Origin of the sequence: Flavobacterium sp., assembly GCF_013823965.1 — a bacterium.
In the GTDB taxonomy this organism is placed as follows: Bacteria; Bacteroidota; Bacteroidia; order Flavobacteriales; family Flavobacteriaceae; genus Flavobacterium.
The window spans coordinates 1-19,623 of sequence record NZ_PNNA01000044.1; the positions used below are offsets into that span (position 1 = coordinate 1).

10 protein-coding genes are annotated in these 19,623 nt (G+C 36.4%); 2 read left to right on the forward strand and 8 right to left on the reverse strand.

The window, feature by feature from the left end:
* Positions 1-255: 255 nt before the first annotated feature.
* The 8 genes from cmk to C0430_RS05000 form a co-directional block, all read right to left on the reverse strand.
* A complete protein-coding gene (cmk, locus tag C0430_RS04965) occupies positions 256-936 on the reverse strand; it encodes a (d)CMP kinase (RefSeq protein WP_290866101.1) in 681 nt (226 codons plus the stop codon).
* A 7-nt stretch (positions 937-943) separates the two neighbouring features.
* Complete coding sequence (gene porQ, locus C0430_RS04970; RefSeq protein ID WP_290866103.1) at positions 944-1,963, reverse strand: type IX secretion system protein PorQ; 1,020 nt, start codon at positions 1,961-1,963, stop codon at positions 944-946.
* A 161-nt stretch (positions 1,964-2,124) separates the two neighbouring features.
* On the reverse strand, positions 2,125-4,575 hold the full coding sequence (lon, locus tag C0430_RS04975) for an endopeptidase La (RefSeq protein ID WP_290866105.1): 2,451 nt from the start codon (positions 4,573-4,575) through the stop codon (positions 2,125-2,127).
* Positions 4,576-4,888: 313 nt separating this feature from the next.
* Positions 4,889-6,199 (reverse strand): MFS transporter, encoded by a 1,311-nt coding sequence (locus C0430_RS04980; RefSeq protein ID WP_290866108.1) that lies wholly within the window; start codon positions 6,197-6,199, stop codon positions 4,889-4,891.
* Positions 6,200-6,334: 135 nt separating this feature from the next.
* Complete coding sequence (locus C0430_RS04985) at positions 6,335-8,266, reverse strand: amino acid permease (protein WP_290866110.1); 1,932 nt, start codon at positions 8,264-8,266, stop codon at positions 6,335-6,337.
* A 184-nt stretch (positions 8,267-8,450) separates the two neighbouring features.
* On the reverse strand, positions 8,451-11,363 hold the full coding sequence (locus C0430_RS04990) for an FAD-binding and (Fe-S)-binding domain-containing protein (RefSeq protein WP_290866112.1): 2,913 nt from the start codon (positions 11,361-11,363) through the stop codon (positions 8,451-8,453).
* A 119-nt stretch (positions 11,364-11,482) separates the two neighbouring features.
* Positions 11,483-13,408: a glucosamine-6-phosphate deaminase gene (gene nagB / locus C0430_RS04995; protein ID WP_290866114.1), complete on the reverse strand. Its 1,926-nt coding sequence runs from the start codon at positions 13,406-13,408 to the stop codon at positions 11,483-11,485.
* A 123-nt stretch (positions 13,409-13,531) separates the two neighbouring features.
* Complete coding sequence (locus C0430_RS05000; protein ID WP_290866117.1) at positions 13,532-14,281, reverse strand: DeoR/GlpR family DNA-binding transcription regulator; 750 nt, start codon at positions 14,279-14,281, stop codon at positions 13,532-13,534.
* A gap of 247 nt (positions 14,282-14,528) precedes the next feature.
* Here C0430_RS05000 and C0430_RS05005 point away from each other — a divergent pair, with 247 nt between their 5' ends.
* Positions 14,529-17,795, forward strand: a complete 3,267-nt coding sequence (locus C0430_RS05005) for a TonB-dependent receptor (RefSeq protein ID WP_290866119.1) — start codon at positions 14,529-14,531, stop codon at positions 17,793-17,795.
* A 23-nt stretch (positions 17,796-17,818) separates the two neighbouring features.
* Positions 17,819-19,555 (forward strand): RagB/SusD family nutrient uptake outer membrane protein, encoded by a 1,737-nt coding sequence (locus tag C0430_RS05010; protein ID WP_290866121.1) that lies wholly within the window; start codon positions 17,819-17,821, stop codon positions 19,553-19,555.
* Positions 19,556-19,623 lie beyond the last annotated feature (68 nt).

Here is a 19,623-nt window from a genome sequence, read left to right on the forward strand (position 1 = left end):
TTTTAATTGTTATATAAAAGTACAATAATTATCGTTTAAATACACAATAAAATCGATGAAATACACAAAATAAATAATTAAAATATATTTTTCTTACAACAACAAATGCATTTAATTAAAAAACCTTAATCAAAGTTGTAAGTAGAACCTAAGATCTGCAAAAAATAAAAAAAGACATAAAACAGAAGTAAAAGTTAAGCGCATAAAAAAGTCCCGTGAATGCACGAGACTCTTAAAATATCTAAACTACAAATTTTAAAACTTGACCAATTTCAAAACTTTTTCAAATTGCTCTTGTTTTGAAATATTGGAATTATCAAACTCCAATGCATCTTTGGCCCTTACAAGTGGGGAATCATCTCGGTGAGTATCAATATAATCCCGTTCCTCAATATTCTTTAAAACTTCTTCAAAAGAAACTTGATCTCCTTTTTCTTTTAGTTCCTTAAAACGTCGTTCTGCTCGAGTATGTGCGCTGGCATTCATAAATATTTTAAGTTCGGCTTCAGGGAAAACTACCGTTCCTATGTCTCTGCCATCCATCACGATGCCTTTACTTTTCCCCATTTCTTGTTGTTGTTCGACCAGTTTTGAACGAACTTCAGGTATTTCGGCAACTTTACTCACATAATTAGAGACTTCGATAGTGCGTATTTCTTTCTCTACATTAACATCATTGAGATACATTTCGGCAAAACCCAAATCTGGATTGAATTTAAATACCAATCTAATAAAAGGCAAACTATTGATAAGAGATTGTATATCAAAAAATTCTTTGTCAATATATCCGTTTTGCATTGCAAACAATGCCACGGCACGATACATCGCTCCAGTATCGACATATACATACCCCAAATGCTTGGCTAATTCCTTGGCCAAGGTACTTTTGCCAGTTGATGAAAATCCGTCTATTGCTATGATAATTTTTTTGTCCAAAATAGTATTATTGTAAGTTCACGGTTAAACCAAACAAACTTGTGTTAGCTGCCAATGTGTATCTGGAATAAGAATAGTTAAATTTCAGTTTGTTCATTTTCAATCCAAAACCTATGGAAATTCCAGAAAAATTTCTTTGTTCCAAAATTAGTAATTCTTCGGCTCTTCTGAAATTATATCCCAATCTAATATTGAACGATTTTTGTGGAAAAAGTTCCGCTCCAAAAACCACGTGCCGCAAAGCATTGCCAAACACGGAAACTTTTTTCTCGCTGGAACTGCCGTCAATCGATGTTTGTGCTTGGTTTGGATTGGAAAAAGCGATATTCCATTGCTGTAAATTATCCAAGGTGAGATGCCAGCGCAAGGGAACATTTTCCAATTCTTGCGATACTCCCGCCATAATTTCCAAAGGCAATTTTTCATTCAATCCATTATAGGTGGTAAACTGTATTCCAATGTTTCGAACCACGAAAGCCCAATTGACATCGTTGCCTTCATCGATAAAAACGGCTCCCAAATCGACCGCTCCACCCAAGGAATTGTAACTTTCCAAAGTCGAAGAAATCAATTTTCCATTGGCACCCAAAAATAAATTCGTGTAAGGCACATTATAGGCATATCCAAAAGAAAGTGCCAATTCATTACCCGTAAATTGCGAGGTGGCTACCCCATTTTCGTCATAACCATCAAATTTTCCGTAATTCACGTAATTGACGCCCACCTGAAAAGTTTGCAAATGGCGATCATAGGTATATGCATAAGAAGCCGTTCCGTAACTCACTTCTCCAAAATAACTTCCATAATTCAAGGCCAATTGATTGTCCATTTCCTGATTAATCGTGGCAGGATTAAAATGGGCTTGATTGACGTCGTTGTCATAAATAGTAATCGTTTTTCCACCCAGGGCGGCCTGCCTCGGCGAAGTAACCAAATTTAAAAACTGATAGGTGTACTTACCTCCTATTTGTCCGTAAGATACGGTGCAAATGGAAAATAAAAGAAATAACAAAAGTTTTTTAGGCATACTCAAAAGGACTATTCGCTATTGTAAACGCAAATGCGAAGATAAAATTATAATGATATAAATTCTTGTTTTTCTTTTCGAAGTTCGAAACGATTTTTAACCAAATAAAAATTCCACCCCGAAATTTCAGGGTGGAATTAATTAAAATTTAGAAACCAAGACTATAATACTTTTGCGTTTTTTACCTTTTGATCGGTGATGGCAATTTTCAATACCTCGCTCATTTCCTTTACATAATGGAAAGTTAGTCCTTCTATATATTCCGGTTTTATTTCGTCGATGTCGCTTTTGTTCTCGTGACACAGGATGATTTCCTTGATGTTGGCTCTTTTGGCAGCCAAAATCTTTTCTTTGATACCGCCCACAGGCAATACTTTTCCACGCAAAGTGATTTCTCCTGTCATGGCCAATCCTTTCTTCACTTTCTTTTGTGTAAGCACCGAAACCAAAGAAGTCAACATGGCAATTCCGGCACTTGGACCATCTTTTGGAGTCGCGCCTTCCGGAACGTGCAAGTGAATATTGTATTTGGACAACATTTCGGGACTCAATCCCAACAATTCAGTATTGGCTTTTATGTATTCCAAAGCTATCGTTGCCGATTCTTTCATCACGTTTCCTAAATTCCCCGTTATGGTCATTCCTCCTTTTCCTTGTGAAATCAAGGATTCGATAAAAAGAATGTCGCCACCAACGCTTGTCCAAGCCAGTCCAGTCACCACTCCGGCCACATCGTTGCTTTCGTATTTGTCTCTTTCCAATCTAGGAATACCGAGTACTTGCACGATATCTTCATCGGTTACTTTCTTGTTGTATTCTTCCTCCATTGCAATGGATTTGGCAGCATTTCGAATCACTTGCGCAATTTTGGCTTCCAATCCACGAACACCGGATTCGCGAGTATAACCTTCGACAATTTTTTCCAATTGTTTTTTTCCAATGGACAAATGTTTGGTTGTCAAACCGTGTTCTTTCAATTGTCTTGGAAATAAATGCTGACGGGCAATTTCCACTTTTTCTTCAATCGTGTAGCCCGACATTTTGATGATTTCCATTCGGTCTCTCAAAGCCGGCTGGATTTCCCCCATATTGTTGGAAGTGGCAATGAACATCACTTTCGATAAATCGTATCCCATTTCCAGGAAATTATCATAAAAAGTGCTGTTTTGTTCCGGATCCAAAACTTCCAACAAGGCCGAAGACGGATCCCCTTGATGGCTGTTGGACAATTTGTCTATTTCGTCCAAAACAAAAACTGGATTGGAAGTCCCGGCTTTTTTCAAACTTTGGATGATTCTTCCCGGCATGGCACCAATGTAGGTTTTTCTGTGACCGCGGATTTCCGCTTCATCACGCAAACCGCCAAGCGATATTCTCACGTATTCTCTTCCCAAAGCTTCTGCCACCGATCTTCCAATGGAGGTTTTTCCAACTCCCGGAGGTCCTGTCAAGCAGATAATTGGCGACTTCATGTCGTTTCTCAATTTCAGGACGGCCAAATGTTCTATCATTCTTTTCTTGACGTCTTCCAAACCAAAATGGTCTCTGTCGAGAATTTTTTGGGCACGTTTCAAATCAAAATTGTCTTTGGAATATTCGTTCCAAGGCAAATCCAAAAACAACTCCAAATAATTTCTTTGAATGCCAAAATCAGGTGCTTGCGGATTCATTCGACGCATTTTTGACAATTCCTTGTCAAAATGTTTCTGGGTTGTTTCGTCCCATTTTTTGGTTTTGGCCTTGGCAACCATTTCGTCCATTTCCTCTTCTTGCGAAACGCCTCCCAATTCTTCCTGAATGGTTTTCATTTGTTGGTGAAGGAAATATTCGCGTTGTTGCTGGTCTAAATCAAAACGAACTTTGGATTGGATATCGTTTTTCAATTCCAATTTTTGCAACTCCAAATTCATGTAACGAAGTGTTTCCAGCGCTCGTTCTTTCAAGGAATTAATTGACAATAAATTTTGCTTTTCCTCTACGGATAAATTCATGTTGGAAGTCACAAAATTGACCAAAAACGATTGGCTTTCAATGTTTTTGATGGCAAAAGTGGCTTCGCTTGGAATATTCGGGTTTTCTTTTATGATTTGAATGGCCAACTCCTTGATGGAATCCAGAATTGCCAAAAATTCAGTGTCTTTTTTCCCTGGTCTTTTTTCGGCAACTTCTTTAATGTTTGCCGTTATATAAGGCGTTTCAGATACTATCGCATCTATTTGGAAACGTTTTTTTCCTTGAAGTATAACGGTAACATTGCCATCGGGCATTTTGAGAACGCGCAAAATTCGGGCTACGGTTCCTATTTTATTGATGTCATTTTTGGAAGGATCTTCTACCTCTTCATTTTTTTGGGCAACTACTCCAATTATTTTCCCCGCTGCATAAGCATCATTGATTAATTTTATGGATTTATCGCGACCTGCAGTGATTGGAATGACAACTCCAGGAAACAAAACCATGTTACGCAAAGGCAAAATTGGCAACAAATCCGGTAATTCTTCATTGTTCATTTCCTCCTCGTCTTCGGGAGTCAATAAAGGTATTAAATCAGTATCTGCGTCAAATTCTTGAAGTGACAGATTGTCAAGAGTTCTTATTTTATGGTTTGACATATGTTATTTAAGTCTTTTTGTCATTAAAAAATTTCATTTGCAAACAAAAGTAAGGCAAGGAGTCAATAAATTTAAACAAAATCGACTTATGCTACTTAATATTCGCTTAACACTAAAAATTGACAATCATTATGCCAAAGTCTTGATCAAACGAATTCTGTTTGTCATGAAATGAATTCTTTCGAAAAAAGTTAGCTTACAAAAAAGTGAATTATCGGTTAAATCATTCTGTTCATATTTCATACTGTTGGATGTACTAATACTCTATTTAATGATTTCAAACGCATATTGCATTCCAATTTTTATTCAAAAACTATAGTTTTGAAGCTTCCATTTTCTTCATAAAACTAAGTACGATATAACCCAATAAGAAGAAAATCGCCAAAATAAAAATAGAATTCCGCATCGAATTAGTCAATGAACCCACAAAGCCGAAAATAAAAGTTCCCAATACAATGGCAATTTTCTCGGTTACGTCAAAAAAACTAAAATAAGTGGCGTGGTCTTCAGTTTCGGGCAATAACTTGGAATAAGTGGAACGCGACAAGGATTGAATTGCGCCTAAAACCATCCCTATTGTGGCACCAAGCGAGTAAAATTGCAAATCAATATAGGTGTTGTCCTTATCCAATAAATAAGCTGCAAAACAGATAAATCCCCAGATGGCGATCGTCAGTTTCAGGGTTTTAATGTTTCCAATGTTTTCGGAAATTCTGGAAAAAAGATAGGCTCCAAAAATAGCCACTATTTGGATTAACAATATGGTAATAATCAATTGACTGGTTTCAATTCCCAACTCCACTTTTCCGTAAATTCCAGCCAATAAAATTATGGTTTGGACCCCAATGCTGTATAAAAAAAACGCAATTAAAAACTGTTTCAAAGAAGTCAGTTGCTTCAAACTCAACAAAACTAATTTAAGTTCTCTCAATCCTTTGAAAATAAAATCTTTTCTGGGTTTTTTATTGAACACGTTATTGGGCAAAAAATAAAATGTCACTTGGGCAAAACCCATCCACCAAATTCCAACAGATAAAAAGGATATTCTCGCTGGTAAAGTTGGATCAATAATTCCGTACCATTCCGGTTTCATAACCATTGTCAGGTTAAAAGTCAACAAGAACACAGAACCTGTATAACCAAACATAAATCCCTTGGCACTCACTCTATCGTGTTGCTCCGGAAAAGCAATTTCCGGTAAATACGAATTATAAAAAACGATACTTCCCCAAAAACCAATGCTTGCCAAGACCGTTGCCAAAATCCCTATCCATAACGTATCTTGACCTTTAAAAAAAAACAAACTCATAACCGATAGCGATCCCAAGTAACAAAAAAACTTCATAAAAGCCTTTTTATTTCCTGAATAATCCGCAATTCCTGACAGTATTGGAGATAAAAGAGCAACAATCAAAAACGAAAATGACAACGAATACGACAATAAAGAACTGTTGAGCAATGAAGTTCCCATAAAATTTACCATTCCGTCATTTCCGCTGGTCACGGATTCATAATAGATGGGAAAAACGGCTGTGGCAATTACTAACGAATAAACCGAATTTGCCCAATCATAAAATGCCCAAGCATTTATAAGTTTAGGACTTCCTTTTGGTAAATTTTGCATTTGTGAAATTTAATGTTTCAAATATAGTCAAAAAACTAGTATTTCATAAGTAGATTTAAATCTTCCATACCAAGAAATTGCCAAGAAATCAAAATAGAATTCTTGGCAATTAAATGCTTTTCAAAAGTCCAAAATTTATGCTTCCCTAGTATTCAACTTGCTGTTTTTTCGGCTAAAGCCAAAGTAAATCAAGAGTCCAATAAGCAACCAAATGGTGAAATAAATCCAGTTCCAAACACTCAATTCCGCCATCATGTACAAACAGCAAATCAAGCCCAATAAAGGAATTAACGATAAATTTTCTTTGTATGACCAAATTGTCAGTCCAAACAAGACAATCAAGAAAATCCACATTGGGATTTTGTGTTTAAAAAGGTCGAAACCGCTTTCGTATTTGATGGAATCATCAATAGGCATTCCTTTGATAACTTCGGCATATTTCGCGTCATCTTGTTGATATTGGCTCAACATAAGCTCTAAATCCGGTGTTTCCCTGGTATTATTTTGGGCATCAAAGTTCACTAGATATTCGTAAACTTTCGCAAAATGTTCTTTATCCAATGAAGTAATAATATTTGCCGGATTGTTTATTTGCGTTTCATTTGTCAAAAAATCCATCGTTGCTTTTTTATTGTAACCAAAAGAAAAAACAAGCCCAATGACAATCAAAATCGGCATGATAAATTTTGAATTTATGTAAGGTATTTTAAACTTACCACGAGGAATATCCGTTCTATTTTGCAAAACCAAAACACCGGCACAAACCAATACAAAAGCAAACAAAGTTCCAATGCTGCATAAATCCGTTACCATGGTCAAGTTCAAAAACAAGGCAGGAACGGCAACCACAAAACCGGTTACCACGGTTGCATAAGAAGGTGTTTTGAATTTTGGATGCACTTTAGAAAAACGTTTTGGCAACAAACCGTCACGACTCATGCTCATCCAAATTCGAGGTTGTCCCATTTGAAACACCAATAAAACGCTTGCCATGGCCACCACTGCACTGACGGCGATAATTCCGGACAACCATTTTAGATTCAATTTATCAAATACAAAAGCCAACGGATCACCCACATTCAGTTCACTGTAACTCACCATCCCGGTCAAAACCAAGGCAATGGCAATGTATAAAATGGTGCAAATAATAATGGCCCACATCATGCCGCGGGGCAAATCTCGTTGCGGATCTTTACATTCTTCGGCTGTGGTAGAAATGGCATCGAAACCAATGTAGGCAAAGAAAACTGCTGAAACTCCTTTTAAAACGCCTGAAACACCATTTGGCGCAAATGGTTGCCAATTGGCAATATCTACATAAAAAACACCAACAGCAATTACCAAAAGAACCACGCAAACCTTGATTACAACCATCAAATTACTGGCATTTCTGGATTCTTTCATTCCTCGATAGACCAAAGCAGTAATCAAAATGATAATCAACAAGGCCGGCAAATCAGCAACAAAATGAAAAGAACCAATTACCGGAGAAGTTGTCCAGGCGGTGTAAGCTAATTGCAAACCAGAACTTAAATTTTCGAAAGATTTTCCGCCTTGCATCAAAGCCGTGGCGTCTTTAAAACCGTTTGAGGCGGTTAAGTAATCCATTTGAATCCATTGCGGCAAATAAATTCCTCCACTTTCGAGCAAGCCCGTAAAATAATCACTCCACGAAATGGCTACCGTAATGTTCCCGATTGCATATTCCATAATCAATGCCCAACCAATAATCCAGGCAATAATTTCTCCAAATGCAACGTAAGAGTAAGTGTAAGCACTTCCTGAAACCGGAACCATAGAGGCAAATTCGGCATAAGCAAAAGCGGCAAAACTACAAGCAATGGCGGTAAATAAAAATAGAAATATAACGGCTGGTCCACCGTCGGCACTGGCTTTACCAATGGTGCTAAAAATTCCTGCTCCCACAATTGCGGCAATACCAAAGGCGGTCAAATCGCGCGCTGTCAAGTGTTTTCCTAAAGCATTGTGTCCATCAGATTCATTTTTTGCCACCTGTTTTAAAATGTCTTGAACTGTTTTTTTTCTAAACAAACTGGAAAACGCCATAGTTGAAATTTTATCTGTAGTAATTAATATCCTGTGATTTTTTTCTATTCTATCTTGCAAAAAATTGAAATAGTTTTAAAAATCTAAAAGTATAAAACTATTTCAATTTATGAAGTTTTGGGATACTAATTTTTAGTTTAAAATTTTAAACTCATAAAATATACGTTCAAAAATGGTAAAATTTCTATTTAAGACAAGTTCTCAAAATAGTCACCGGATGCTTTGCTTTTCTATTGGTACCATCAAAAATTTGGTGACGACAACTTGTTCCGGCTGCGGCAATCGCTGTTTCAGCATCAGTTGTGCGAATTTTTGGAAACAAAGTATCTTCGCCCATTTGCATACTGATATCATAATGTTCTTTTTCGTACCCGAAAGATCCCGCCATACCACAACAACCCGAATTATAAATCGTGACAGTACTGTTTTTGGGCAAATTCAACATTGCAAAAGTGGCTTCAACGGAACTCAAGGATTTTTGATGGCAATGTCCATGGATTTTTATGGATTTTTCCACGTCAGAGAATTGGTCGGAATGAATTTTCCCTGAAGTGATTTCTTTTTTGAAAAACTCTTCTATGGTGAGTGCATTTTTGGATATTTTCACTGCACTTTCTTTGTCTTTTGCCAGTCGAATGTATTCGTCCCTGAAGGTCAATATCGCAGATGGTTCAATTCCCACTAATGGTGTGTTTTCGGAAATTAAATCTTTGAAAATGGCTACGTTTTTGTTGGCTATAACCTGTGCTTCTTCCAGAAAACCTTTTGAAATGTATGCTCTTCCACTTTCTTCGTGGTGAATCATCTCTACTTTATAACCCAATTCAGTCAATAGTTCGAATGCGTCAATTCCTACTGAAACATCGTAATAATTGGTAAATTCGTCACAAAACAAATAGACTTTTCCGTTTGGAAATGAATTTTTGTGTGCTTTTGATTGATGGTTTTCATACCATTTTCTAAAAGTGATTTTGGCTAACAAAGGAACTTCTCTTTTTGGAGCAATTCCCATCGTTTTCTTCACCAAAGGCAGGTTTACCACAAAATTAGTTATACTTGGCAAGAGACTTCCCAATTGATTTAATTTGGAATTATTGGCAAAGATTCTATTTCTAAGGGAATAGCCATTTGACTTTTGGTATTGGTACAAAAACTCGGCTTTTAAGGCAGCAACATCCACATTGCTGGGACATTCGCTGGCACAAGCCTTGCAACTCACGCACAATTCAAAAACTTGGTACAGTTCTTTATGGTTAAATTTGTTGTCTTTTTCAGAATTTGTGAGATATTCTCGTAAAGCATTGGCTCTGGCCCGAGTTGTATCTTTTTCGTTTCGGGTGGCGCGATAACTTGGACATAATGTTCCTCCAGCCGAAGGTAATTTTCTACAATCGCCGGAACCATTGCATTTTTCTGCAGCTCGCAAAACACCCAAACTATCCGAAAAATCTTGAATCGTTTGAATATCAGGCTCCACTCTACCGGCTTCCACCCGAAGGTTTTCGTCCATTTTTGAGGTATTTACAATTTTTCCAATGTTTAAAATGGCATTGGGATCGAAAGCCGATTTGATTCGTTTGAGCAGTTCATAATTTTTATCACCAATCATGAAAGGCAAAAACTCGCCACGAACGATACCGTCACCGTGTTCTCCACTTAGCGAACCTCGGTATTTTTTGACCAAATGTGCTACTTCGGTGGCGATGGTTCTAAAAAGTACTACATCTTCTTTTTTCTTCAAATTCAAAACCGGACGCAAATGCAATTCGCCTGCTCCGGCATGTGCATAATAAATTGCCTCTTGATTGTATTTTGCCATCATTGCGGCAAATTCAGCGATGTAATTGGGCAAATCGCTCAATTCTACGGCTGTGTCTTCGATGGAATCGGCAGCTTTATCATCGCCAACGATGCTTCCCAATAGACCTAGACCCGCTTTTCGGAGTTCAATAATTTTATCAATATCGGCTCCATATAATTTTATCACGGCATAACCGAAATTATTTTTTTGCAAATCTTCCACCAAAGCATTGGCTTGATTTTCGGCCTCTTCCATTGAATCCGAAGCCAATTCAAACATCATGATGGCCTTTGGATTTCCTTCAATAAAAAGTCGGTTTTTGGCTTGTTCCCGGTTGTTTTTGGTACAATCCAATATCGTGTCATCCATCATTTCGCAAGTGTACAAATGATGTTTCATTGCCACGACAACGGCTTCCAAACTTTCTTGTACGGTGTGAAAATGCGCCACCACCATCACATTATTGGCTGGCGGTAAATCATCCACTTTCAAGGTGATTTCAGTTGTAAAAGCCAAAGTTCCTTCGCTTCCGCAAAGTAATTTCCCTAGATTTATCGTTGGTTCCGTTCCCGAAAACAACTCTGAATTTAACAATAAATCGACTGCATATCCCGTGTTTCGCCTATGAATTTCAGGTTTTGGAAACTCCGCAACAATTTCTTTTTGGTTGGCTACATTCGAAAGTTCCTCATAAATGGTTTTATAAATAGTGCTTTCTAGCGAATTGCCTTTTGTTTTTTCTATAAAATCAGGCGAAGAAAGTTCTTTGAAAACTGCCGAAGAACCATCGCTCAAAATCGCTTTAATCTCCACAATTTTATCTCGAGTCACTCCGTATCGAATAGAAGTTGTTCCCGATGAATTGTTTCCTACCATTCCTCCTATCATGCATCTGTTTGAAGTAGAAGTATTCGGTCCAAAAAACAGGCCGTGAGGTTTTAAATATAAATTCAATTCATCCCGAATGATTCCGGGTTGGACTGTTATTGTTTTTTTATTGGCATTGAATGAAATAATCTTGGTAAAATGTTTTGAAACATCGACGATAATTCCATTTCCGACAGTTTGTCCTGCCAATGAAGTCCCTGCAGTCCTTGGTGTAAGCGAGATTTTATTCTCGGTTGCAAAATGCATCAACTTGACAATATCCCCGTTGTTTTTGGGATAAGCTACCGCCAGCGGTATCATCCTATATGCAGAAGCATCGGTGGCATATATTGTTTTATGAAGATCATCAAATAGAAGTTTTCCTTCTAATGACGCAGCTAATTGTTGTAATTGAAATTGGGTAGGCACTTAGTTTATGGTATTTCGATTTTGTATACAAAAGTAAAATATAGCTTTATAATTTAATGCTATCGCCTTAAAAAAAACTAATTTATCAAAGCCTCACATTTGTAATTAAAACCATTTGTTTAATAATCAAAACGTTTGAAAGCTTCGATAGCTTGATATTCGGCCAATCCTAAATCATCATATAATTTTGCCGTATTCTTGTTACGATCTTCAGCTCTTACCCAAAATTCTCTTGAGTCGTTTCCTTGAAACATTACTCTGTCTTTTTGAGATTGATGATATAAAATAGCGTGTCTTTTCAACAAAACTTCATCTGGACTTAATGGCACTGCCATGTCAATCTCGTGAATATCCCATTCGTGCCAAGCTCCCCTGTACAACCATAACCAACAATCTTTCATGTAAGGTTCTGGTTTAAGTTCTTTCATGGCAGCAAAAATGGCATTCAAACAAACTTCATGAGTTCCGTGCGGATCGGCTAAATCTCCTGCTGCAAAAACTTGGTGTGGTTTTATTTTTGCAATAATATCTTTTACAATTTTTACATCCTCGGTGCCCAATGGATTTTTCTTTACTAAGCCTGTTTCATAAAAAGGAAGATCTAAAAAATGAATATTTTCATCTTTTAATCCAATGTATCTTGTGGCCGCATATGACTCGCGACGTCTAATTAATCCTTTTAATTTTCGAACTTCCAAAGAATCAACTTCGTTTTCTTTTTTATTGTTTATGAACTCAATAATCTCCTGAAAATTAATTCCCAAGTCTATTTTACCCACAAAATCGTTGCACACTTCGGCAAATTTCAATGCCTCATCGTCAGTAACAGCGATATTTCCAGAGGTTTGGTACACTACGTGAACATCATGTCCTTGTTTTATCAATTTAGAAAATGTTCCTCCCATAGAAATCACGTCATCGTCAGGATGGGGACTAAAAAGGATTACTCTTTTCTTTGCTGGATTGGCTCTTTCTGGCCTGTGGGAATCATCCGTATTGGGTTTTCCACCTGGCCATCCGGTAATGGTGTGTTGCAAAACATTAAACATGTTGATGTTTAAATCATAAGCAGAACCTTCTTGTGCCAAAAGATCGGACATTCCGTTGTTGTTGTAGTCTCTATCAGTCAATTTTAATATTGATTGATTGGTTTTTTGGCAAAGCCAAACGATAGCTTTGTATTTCAATTCCTTGGTCCAAACACATTCTCCAACCAACCACGGTGTCTCAAATCGAGTCAATTCTGAAGCTGCCGATTGATCTAAAACGAAAGTTACATTTTTATGATTTTGTAAAAAAGTAGCTGGAACTTCTGGACTTATTTCTCCTTGAATGGTTCTCTTGATGATGGAAGCTTTATTTTGTCCCCAAGCCATCAATATAATTCTTTTGGATCTGAGAATGGTGGAAACGCCCATGGTAATCGCTCTTTTAGGAACGTTGTCAATCCCGTTGAAATCTGAAGAAGCATCAACTCTGGTTATGTGGTCCAAAGTAATGATGCGGGTTCCTGAATTAATGTGAGAACCAGGTTCATTAAATCCTACGTGACCTGTACGACCAATTCCCAACAATTGAAAATCAAGTCCACCGGCATTTTTTATCTTCATTTCATAATCGACGCAATACTGATTCAAGTTTTCAATTGCTATTGTTCCGTCGGGAATATTGATATTTTCCGGTTTGATGTCGATATGATTGAAAAGATGCTGATGCATGAAATAATGATAACTCTGATTGTTCTCTTTTTTCATTGGATAATATTCATCCAAATTAAAAGTGACAACATTCTTAAAACTAAGCCCCTCTTCTTTGTGAAGACGAACCAGTTCTTCGTATACTTTTATAGGAGACGATCCAGTGGCCAAACCTAAAATACAGTTTTTATTTTTAGCTTGTTTGGATTTTATCAATTGTGCTATTTCTTGAGCAACAATTCTTGAGGCTTCTGTAGAATTTTGAAAAATTATATTGTGAATTTTTTCAAAACGTGTCGTTTCATACTTACCAGGTTCAGTATAAGATAAAGATTGAATTGTGCTCATAAAGGTGTTGGATTAAAGATTTACAACACAAATATACGCAAGAAAAATACAAAAAAGACATATTTATGCATTATTTTAATAAAAACAAATCAATAACGCAAAATAACGCAAATATATCTATTTTTACAAAACTTGAACACCTGCTTTTACATACTCTTCCAATATTGGATTCTTTGGATTCAAATCGGTTATAATCGTATTAAGTTGATTGAGTTCGCAAACTAGATAAGGCATCTTGGTATTTAGTTTTTCAGAGGTTACCATACAAACAACCTTGTCCGAAGCCTCCATCATGGCTTTCTTGACTAACGAAACCTCGTAACCCATTTCCGTAAGACCTAACCTGACATTAATACTGCTTGATCCCATAAAGCAAATATCAGCTTTCACTTTTGACAAAACCTGCACTACATCCATTCCTATTGTTACCATTGCTTTTTTTTGCATTTTTCCTCCAATAAATATAAGTTCCACGTTAGGATGTTGGGATAATTGCATTGCTATTGGCAGACTATAAGTATATATAGTTGCTTTTAAATCATGAGGAATTAATTTTGAAAAAGCCAAGTTTGTAGTACCACCACTTATTATAATAACCTGTCCGTCATGAATTAAGGAAAGCGCTTTATTTCCAATATTATTTTTTTTATCTCCATTTACAATGGTAATGTCAAAAATATTGGTAGGCTTGTCTACAATAGGAAAAGCGCCTCCATACACTTTTTCAAGAAGACCTTTTCGATTCAATTCATTCAAATCCCTTCGAATACTATCTTCTGAAATATTCAAATCTTGTGCTAAATTAATGGTATTAACTTTTTGTTCTTCAACAAGTTTATCCATTATATATTTATGTCTCTCGGCTTTTAACATACCTTATATTTTTAAATTCTATCGACAAATATATTAATTATTATTAGATATTATAACACACAATATGCGCATTTATAATATCAATATGCATAATTAGTAATTAAAAACAATAAAATCATAAAAATTTAATAAATAAATGCATTATTATGCGTTATTTAAAAATAAAATAAAAAAATAAGGACAAATATCGCAATTATATGCAAAAGAATAAATATATTTGCTTAACAATCAAAAAACCATTATAATTATGAAAAAATTATTTCGAATTTCTTTGTTGTTTTTGTTAGTACAAACCGCATTTGCACAAGCACAAACAATTACCGGAACTGTTAAAAACAAAGTAGATGGAATTCCTATACCAGGAGTATCTATCTCAATTCAAGGAACCACTAAGGGCAGTGTGACTGATTTAGACGGAAAATACAGTATTTCTGCATCAGCTGGGCAAACACTTGTTTTTAGTTACATTGGTTTTGAAACCAAAGTAGTAAAAATCACAAAAGAAAAAATACTTAATGTTGATCTCTCGGAAAGCGCATCGCAACTAAATGAAGTTGTGATAGTAGGTTTTGGCTCACAGAAAAAAGCAAATTTAACCGGTGCTGTTGCTACAGTTGATGTGGCAAAAGTTTTTGAAAGCAGACCTGTAACAGATATCAATAAAGCATTACAAGGAACAACCCCTGGTGTAAATATCGGTTTTAATTCAGGAAACATTAGTAGAGGCGCAAATTTAAATATCCGTGGTTCTGGAACCATCAATGGATCTGATGCTCCTTTAGTATTGGTTGACGGAGTTCCTTCTGATTTAGCTCTTATTAATCCAAATGACGTTGAAAGTATGTCTGTATTGAAAGATGCGGCCTCTGCATCCATCTATGGAGCTCGTGCAGCATTTGGTGTAATCCTTATCACCACAAAAAGTGGAAAAACAGGTGAAGGACAAGTTAAATTCTCCTACAGTGGGAATTCAGCATTGTACAATCCAATCTCAACTCTTAAATTTCTTGATCCAACAGTAGAAATCCCTGGTTTGTTAGCCGCAGGAAATCGTACAGACGGTGCTGACCCAGAGTTTTTTGGAGCAAACTACAGAACATTGCTTGCAGGAATAGAAAATTGGAAACAAAATTATGCAGGAAACCGTACCAGTAACGAAATGGTTTATGGTGAAGACTGGGAAATTAAAAATGGCACACCTTATTTCTACAGAGTTTGGGATACTAATAAAGAATTGTTTGCAGAGAATTCACTACAAATCTTCCACAACTTCTCGGCACAAGGAAATCTTGGAAAAAATAGTTCTTTTTATGCCTCTTTAGGATATTCTTCACAAGACGGTATGCTTAAAGTTAATCAAGAATCAAAAGTAAGAACTAATATCAATTTAGGATTTACCACAAAATTAGCAGAGTGGTTAACTGGAGATTTCAAAGTAATGACAATCCGTAGCAATTACAAACAACCTTTCAACTATTATGGAGGTTCTGGGACTGATGACTCTGGTTACGGTGGATATTTTGGTTATGCACTTCGTTGGGGACAATACACTCCAAATTTCGGAACATATAGAGGATACAATTTCCGTACTGCGGGAGGGTATTTATCTAATGCTTCGATGAATGAAAACAACCAATATAACAATAGATTGAGTGCGAAATTCACAGCAGAAATCACTAAAGATTTAAATCTTATTACTGAATTTAGCCAAGTATCTGATTTTTATAGTAGAAAACAAAATGGTGGAAAATTCCAAGCATGGGACAGCTGGTCTGCCATGCCTTTCAATGCGACAACTATACAAACTGCCGTTCCCACTATTCTTGAAGCTGGAAATGATTACGTGGCACAGTCTAAAGCGGAATCAACAACAAATGTTGCCAATATTTATGGTAACTACTCCAAACAAATCGAAAAACATAGTGTTAAAGTATTAGGAGGTTTCAACTCTGAGTGGCAAAATTTTTCTCGTACTTATGCCAGAAGAAACACCCTTTTGGACAAAACAAAACCAGAATTCAACCTTGCAACAGGCGAACAATTTGTTTCTGGATCAGCTAACGGTTCTTTGAATCCAGCTGAAACAGCCTACTCTATCGCAGGTTTCTTTGCTCGTGTAAACTACAATTATGATGGAATTTATTTATTAGAAATCAACGGTCGTTATGATGGTTCTTCAAAATTCCCAACAGCTCAACAATGGGGATTCTTCCCGTCAGCATCCGTGGGATATAAAATTTCTAACGAAAAATTCATGGAAGGTACACGTGGTTGGTTGAACGACCTTAAATTGCGTGCTTCCACAGGATCTATTGGAAATCAAAACGTAGGGAACAATGCCTTTTTATCGGTATTAAATTCTGCAAACCCTTGGTGGGTAAACAGTGGTGTTATAGCGCCTCCTTCAATGGGTTTACCTACGAATGTTGATCCAGCTCTTACTTGGGAGAAAGTGTATACAAATGACGTGGGTATTGATGTAAGAATTTTTAATATGCTTGGCGCATCCTTTGACTGGTACGAACGTAACACTAAGGGAATGTTGGCACCAGGTATAACTCTTCCTGGAACTTTTGGACAAGGAGCTGCGCAAACAAACTCTGGAAACATGAAAACTACAGGTTGGGAATTATCTCTTAACTTTAATAAAGATATCAACAAAGACATTTCTGTTTTTGCCAATGTAGCTTTGTCTGATTACAAATCAGTAATAACTAAATGGAACAATAGCTCCAAATTGTTGACAACTTATTATGACGGTTATGAAATTGGTCAAATTTGGGGATTAACAAGCGACAGACTTCTTCAAGCTGATGACGTAATCACAAACAATGGAAAAACTGTAAATGGAATTGACTATTCAAAAACTATGGGAGGTAATTTCAAATATGGTGCTGGAGACGTTCACTATGTAGATACAAATGGTGACGGAGTAATCTCTCGTGGAGCAGGAACTGAAGCTGACCACGGCGATTTGACCAAAATTGGTAACTCAACTCCTCGTTACAGATATGGAGTAACATTAGGTGGAAATGCACATGGATTTGATTTATCCGTATTCTTTCAAGGTGTAGGTCAACGTGATTACTGGGCAGCTTCTGATGCAGTATTGCCTTTCTATCGTGCTCCTCAACAAATGTATGCTAACCAAGCGGATTACTGGACACCAGAAAATACAGATGCTTACTGGCCTAATCCTAACTATGGTGATGAAGCAGGAGGTTTTGGAGGAAGTACTTCAGGTAGAAATAACTTCATTACCCAAACAAGATATTTATTGGATATGTCTTACTTGCGTTTGAAAAACACTACTCTTGGTTATTCTATTCCAAAAGAAATTATTAGAAAAGCGAGATTAGATAAAGTTAGATTTTATGTTTCTGGAGAAAACTTGATTACATGGGCTGATAGCCGCCTTCCTGTTGACCCTGAAATTAACGAATCTGAAATCTTTTGGGGAAGAACTTATCCTTACACCAAGACTTGGTCTTTTGGACTTGAACTTTCTTTCTAATATCAACTATTAAATTTACAAAAATGAAAAAATCAAATATAAAATCTAAATTTCTGATGCTGTTCGCTACCGCTGTTGTGGCAATGTCATCGGTTAGTTGTGAGGATTATTTAACAGAAGATCCCGCGGATAAATTTACAAACGACAATTTCTGGCAAGGAGAAGACAATGTGAAAACATTTTCTTGGCTTAACTATGATACTTTCTATGGATATGGAAATGGTACAACAATTGGATTATCATTTTTCTATTATCACGGTTCCGACAATAGAATAGATGACAATTTATCGGCTTTTAATTTTAATCAAATGCCAATAACACCAAGCACCACCAATACTTATTCTTGGAACGAATATTATACTCTTATTCGTCGATGCAATTTAATGCTCGAAAAAGTGCCGACAATTACTACTATGAGTGATGTTAAAAAGAATCATTACATAGGTGTTGCCAAATTTTTTAGAGCTTATACTTATTTCCGTTTAGTACAGAAATTTGGTAACGTACCTTACACCGATAAGTTTTTGGCACAAAATGATCCTTTAGTTTATGCACCTTCATCTCCAAGAGGAGAAGTGATAGATAAAGTAATTGCTGATTTAGAAGATGCAGCCAATTTAATGCTGGCAGTTGATGACAAAAATGTAACTGTCAATAAATATACGGCTTATGCAGCATTGAGCAACGTTTGTATTTATGAAGGAACTTACAGAAAATATCATCTTAACCAAGACGGAAGCGCTTATTTGAACAAAGCAAAAACAGCTTCTTTGGCCATCATGAACAATTCAAGTTACAAACTTAATACAGAATGGAAATCATTGTACAATTCTGTAGAATTGATGGGTAATACAGAAGTTATTCTTGCAAAACGTTATATAACAAACGTATTGATGCACTCGCTTCAAAACTATACCAATACATCCACTAGATTGTACGGTTTGACAAAATGGGCTGCCGAAAGTTATGTAACTAAAAACGGATTGCCAATACAACAAACAGGTAACACTGAATATGTAGGAGACAATACTGTTGCAAATACATTTACAAACAGAGACCCTCGTTTTGCACAAGTGATAAATCCTACAGCTTATGGATACGTAGGAAATCCTTTTGGAACATTGAAATTAACGTCAATGTCTGGCTATATTTTTGAATTATACAACAACCCGGCAACAACAGGCCCAGATGTTACAACAGGAGGACGTAACTATACAGACTGTCCCCTATTTACGCTTAGTGAAGTGTATTTGAACTATGCTGAGGCTTGCGCAGAGCTTGGAACTGTAACCAATGCTGATTTAAACCTGTCCATAAACAAAGTTCGTGCTAGAGCTGGAATTGCACCTCTTACTACTGATGGAACAAATGCATTTGCAGGTGGAGTACAAATAAATGACCCTGTGAGAACTTCTGCTTTAGAACAAATTTCAGGTGTTGTAAACCCAATAATCTGGGAAGTGCGTCGTGAACGTAGAATTGAATTCATGAGTTGGACAACTTTAAGACAAATGGATATTTTACGTTGGAAAAAAGGTGATTATTTAGACACTACAAAAAATCCAGATGTAAATCTTGGTGCTAGAGTTGGTACTCCTGTTGGAACCCAAATTAAAGTAAATGCCAATGGATATGTAATAATCTATCCAACAAGCACAAGAAACTTCGAAGCAAAACATTATTTATTGAATATCCCTACAAACGATATTGATTTATATAAAGCTCAGGGTGTTGATTTAAAACAAAACCCAGGTTGGTAGTTTAGTTTTGGTTAAAGAAGCTGTCTGTGTCATGCAGATGGCTTCTTTTTTATTTTACAGCATATTAA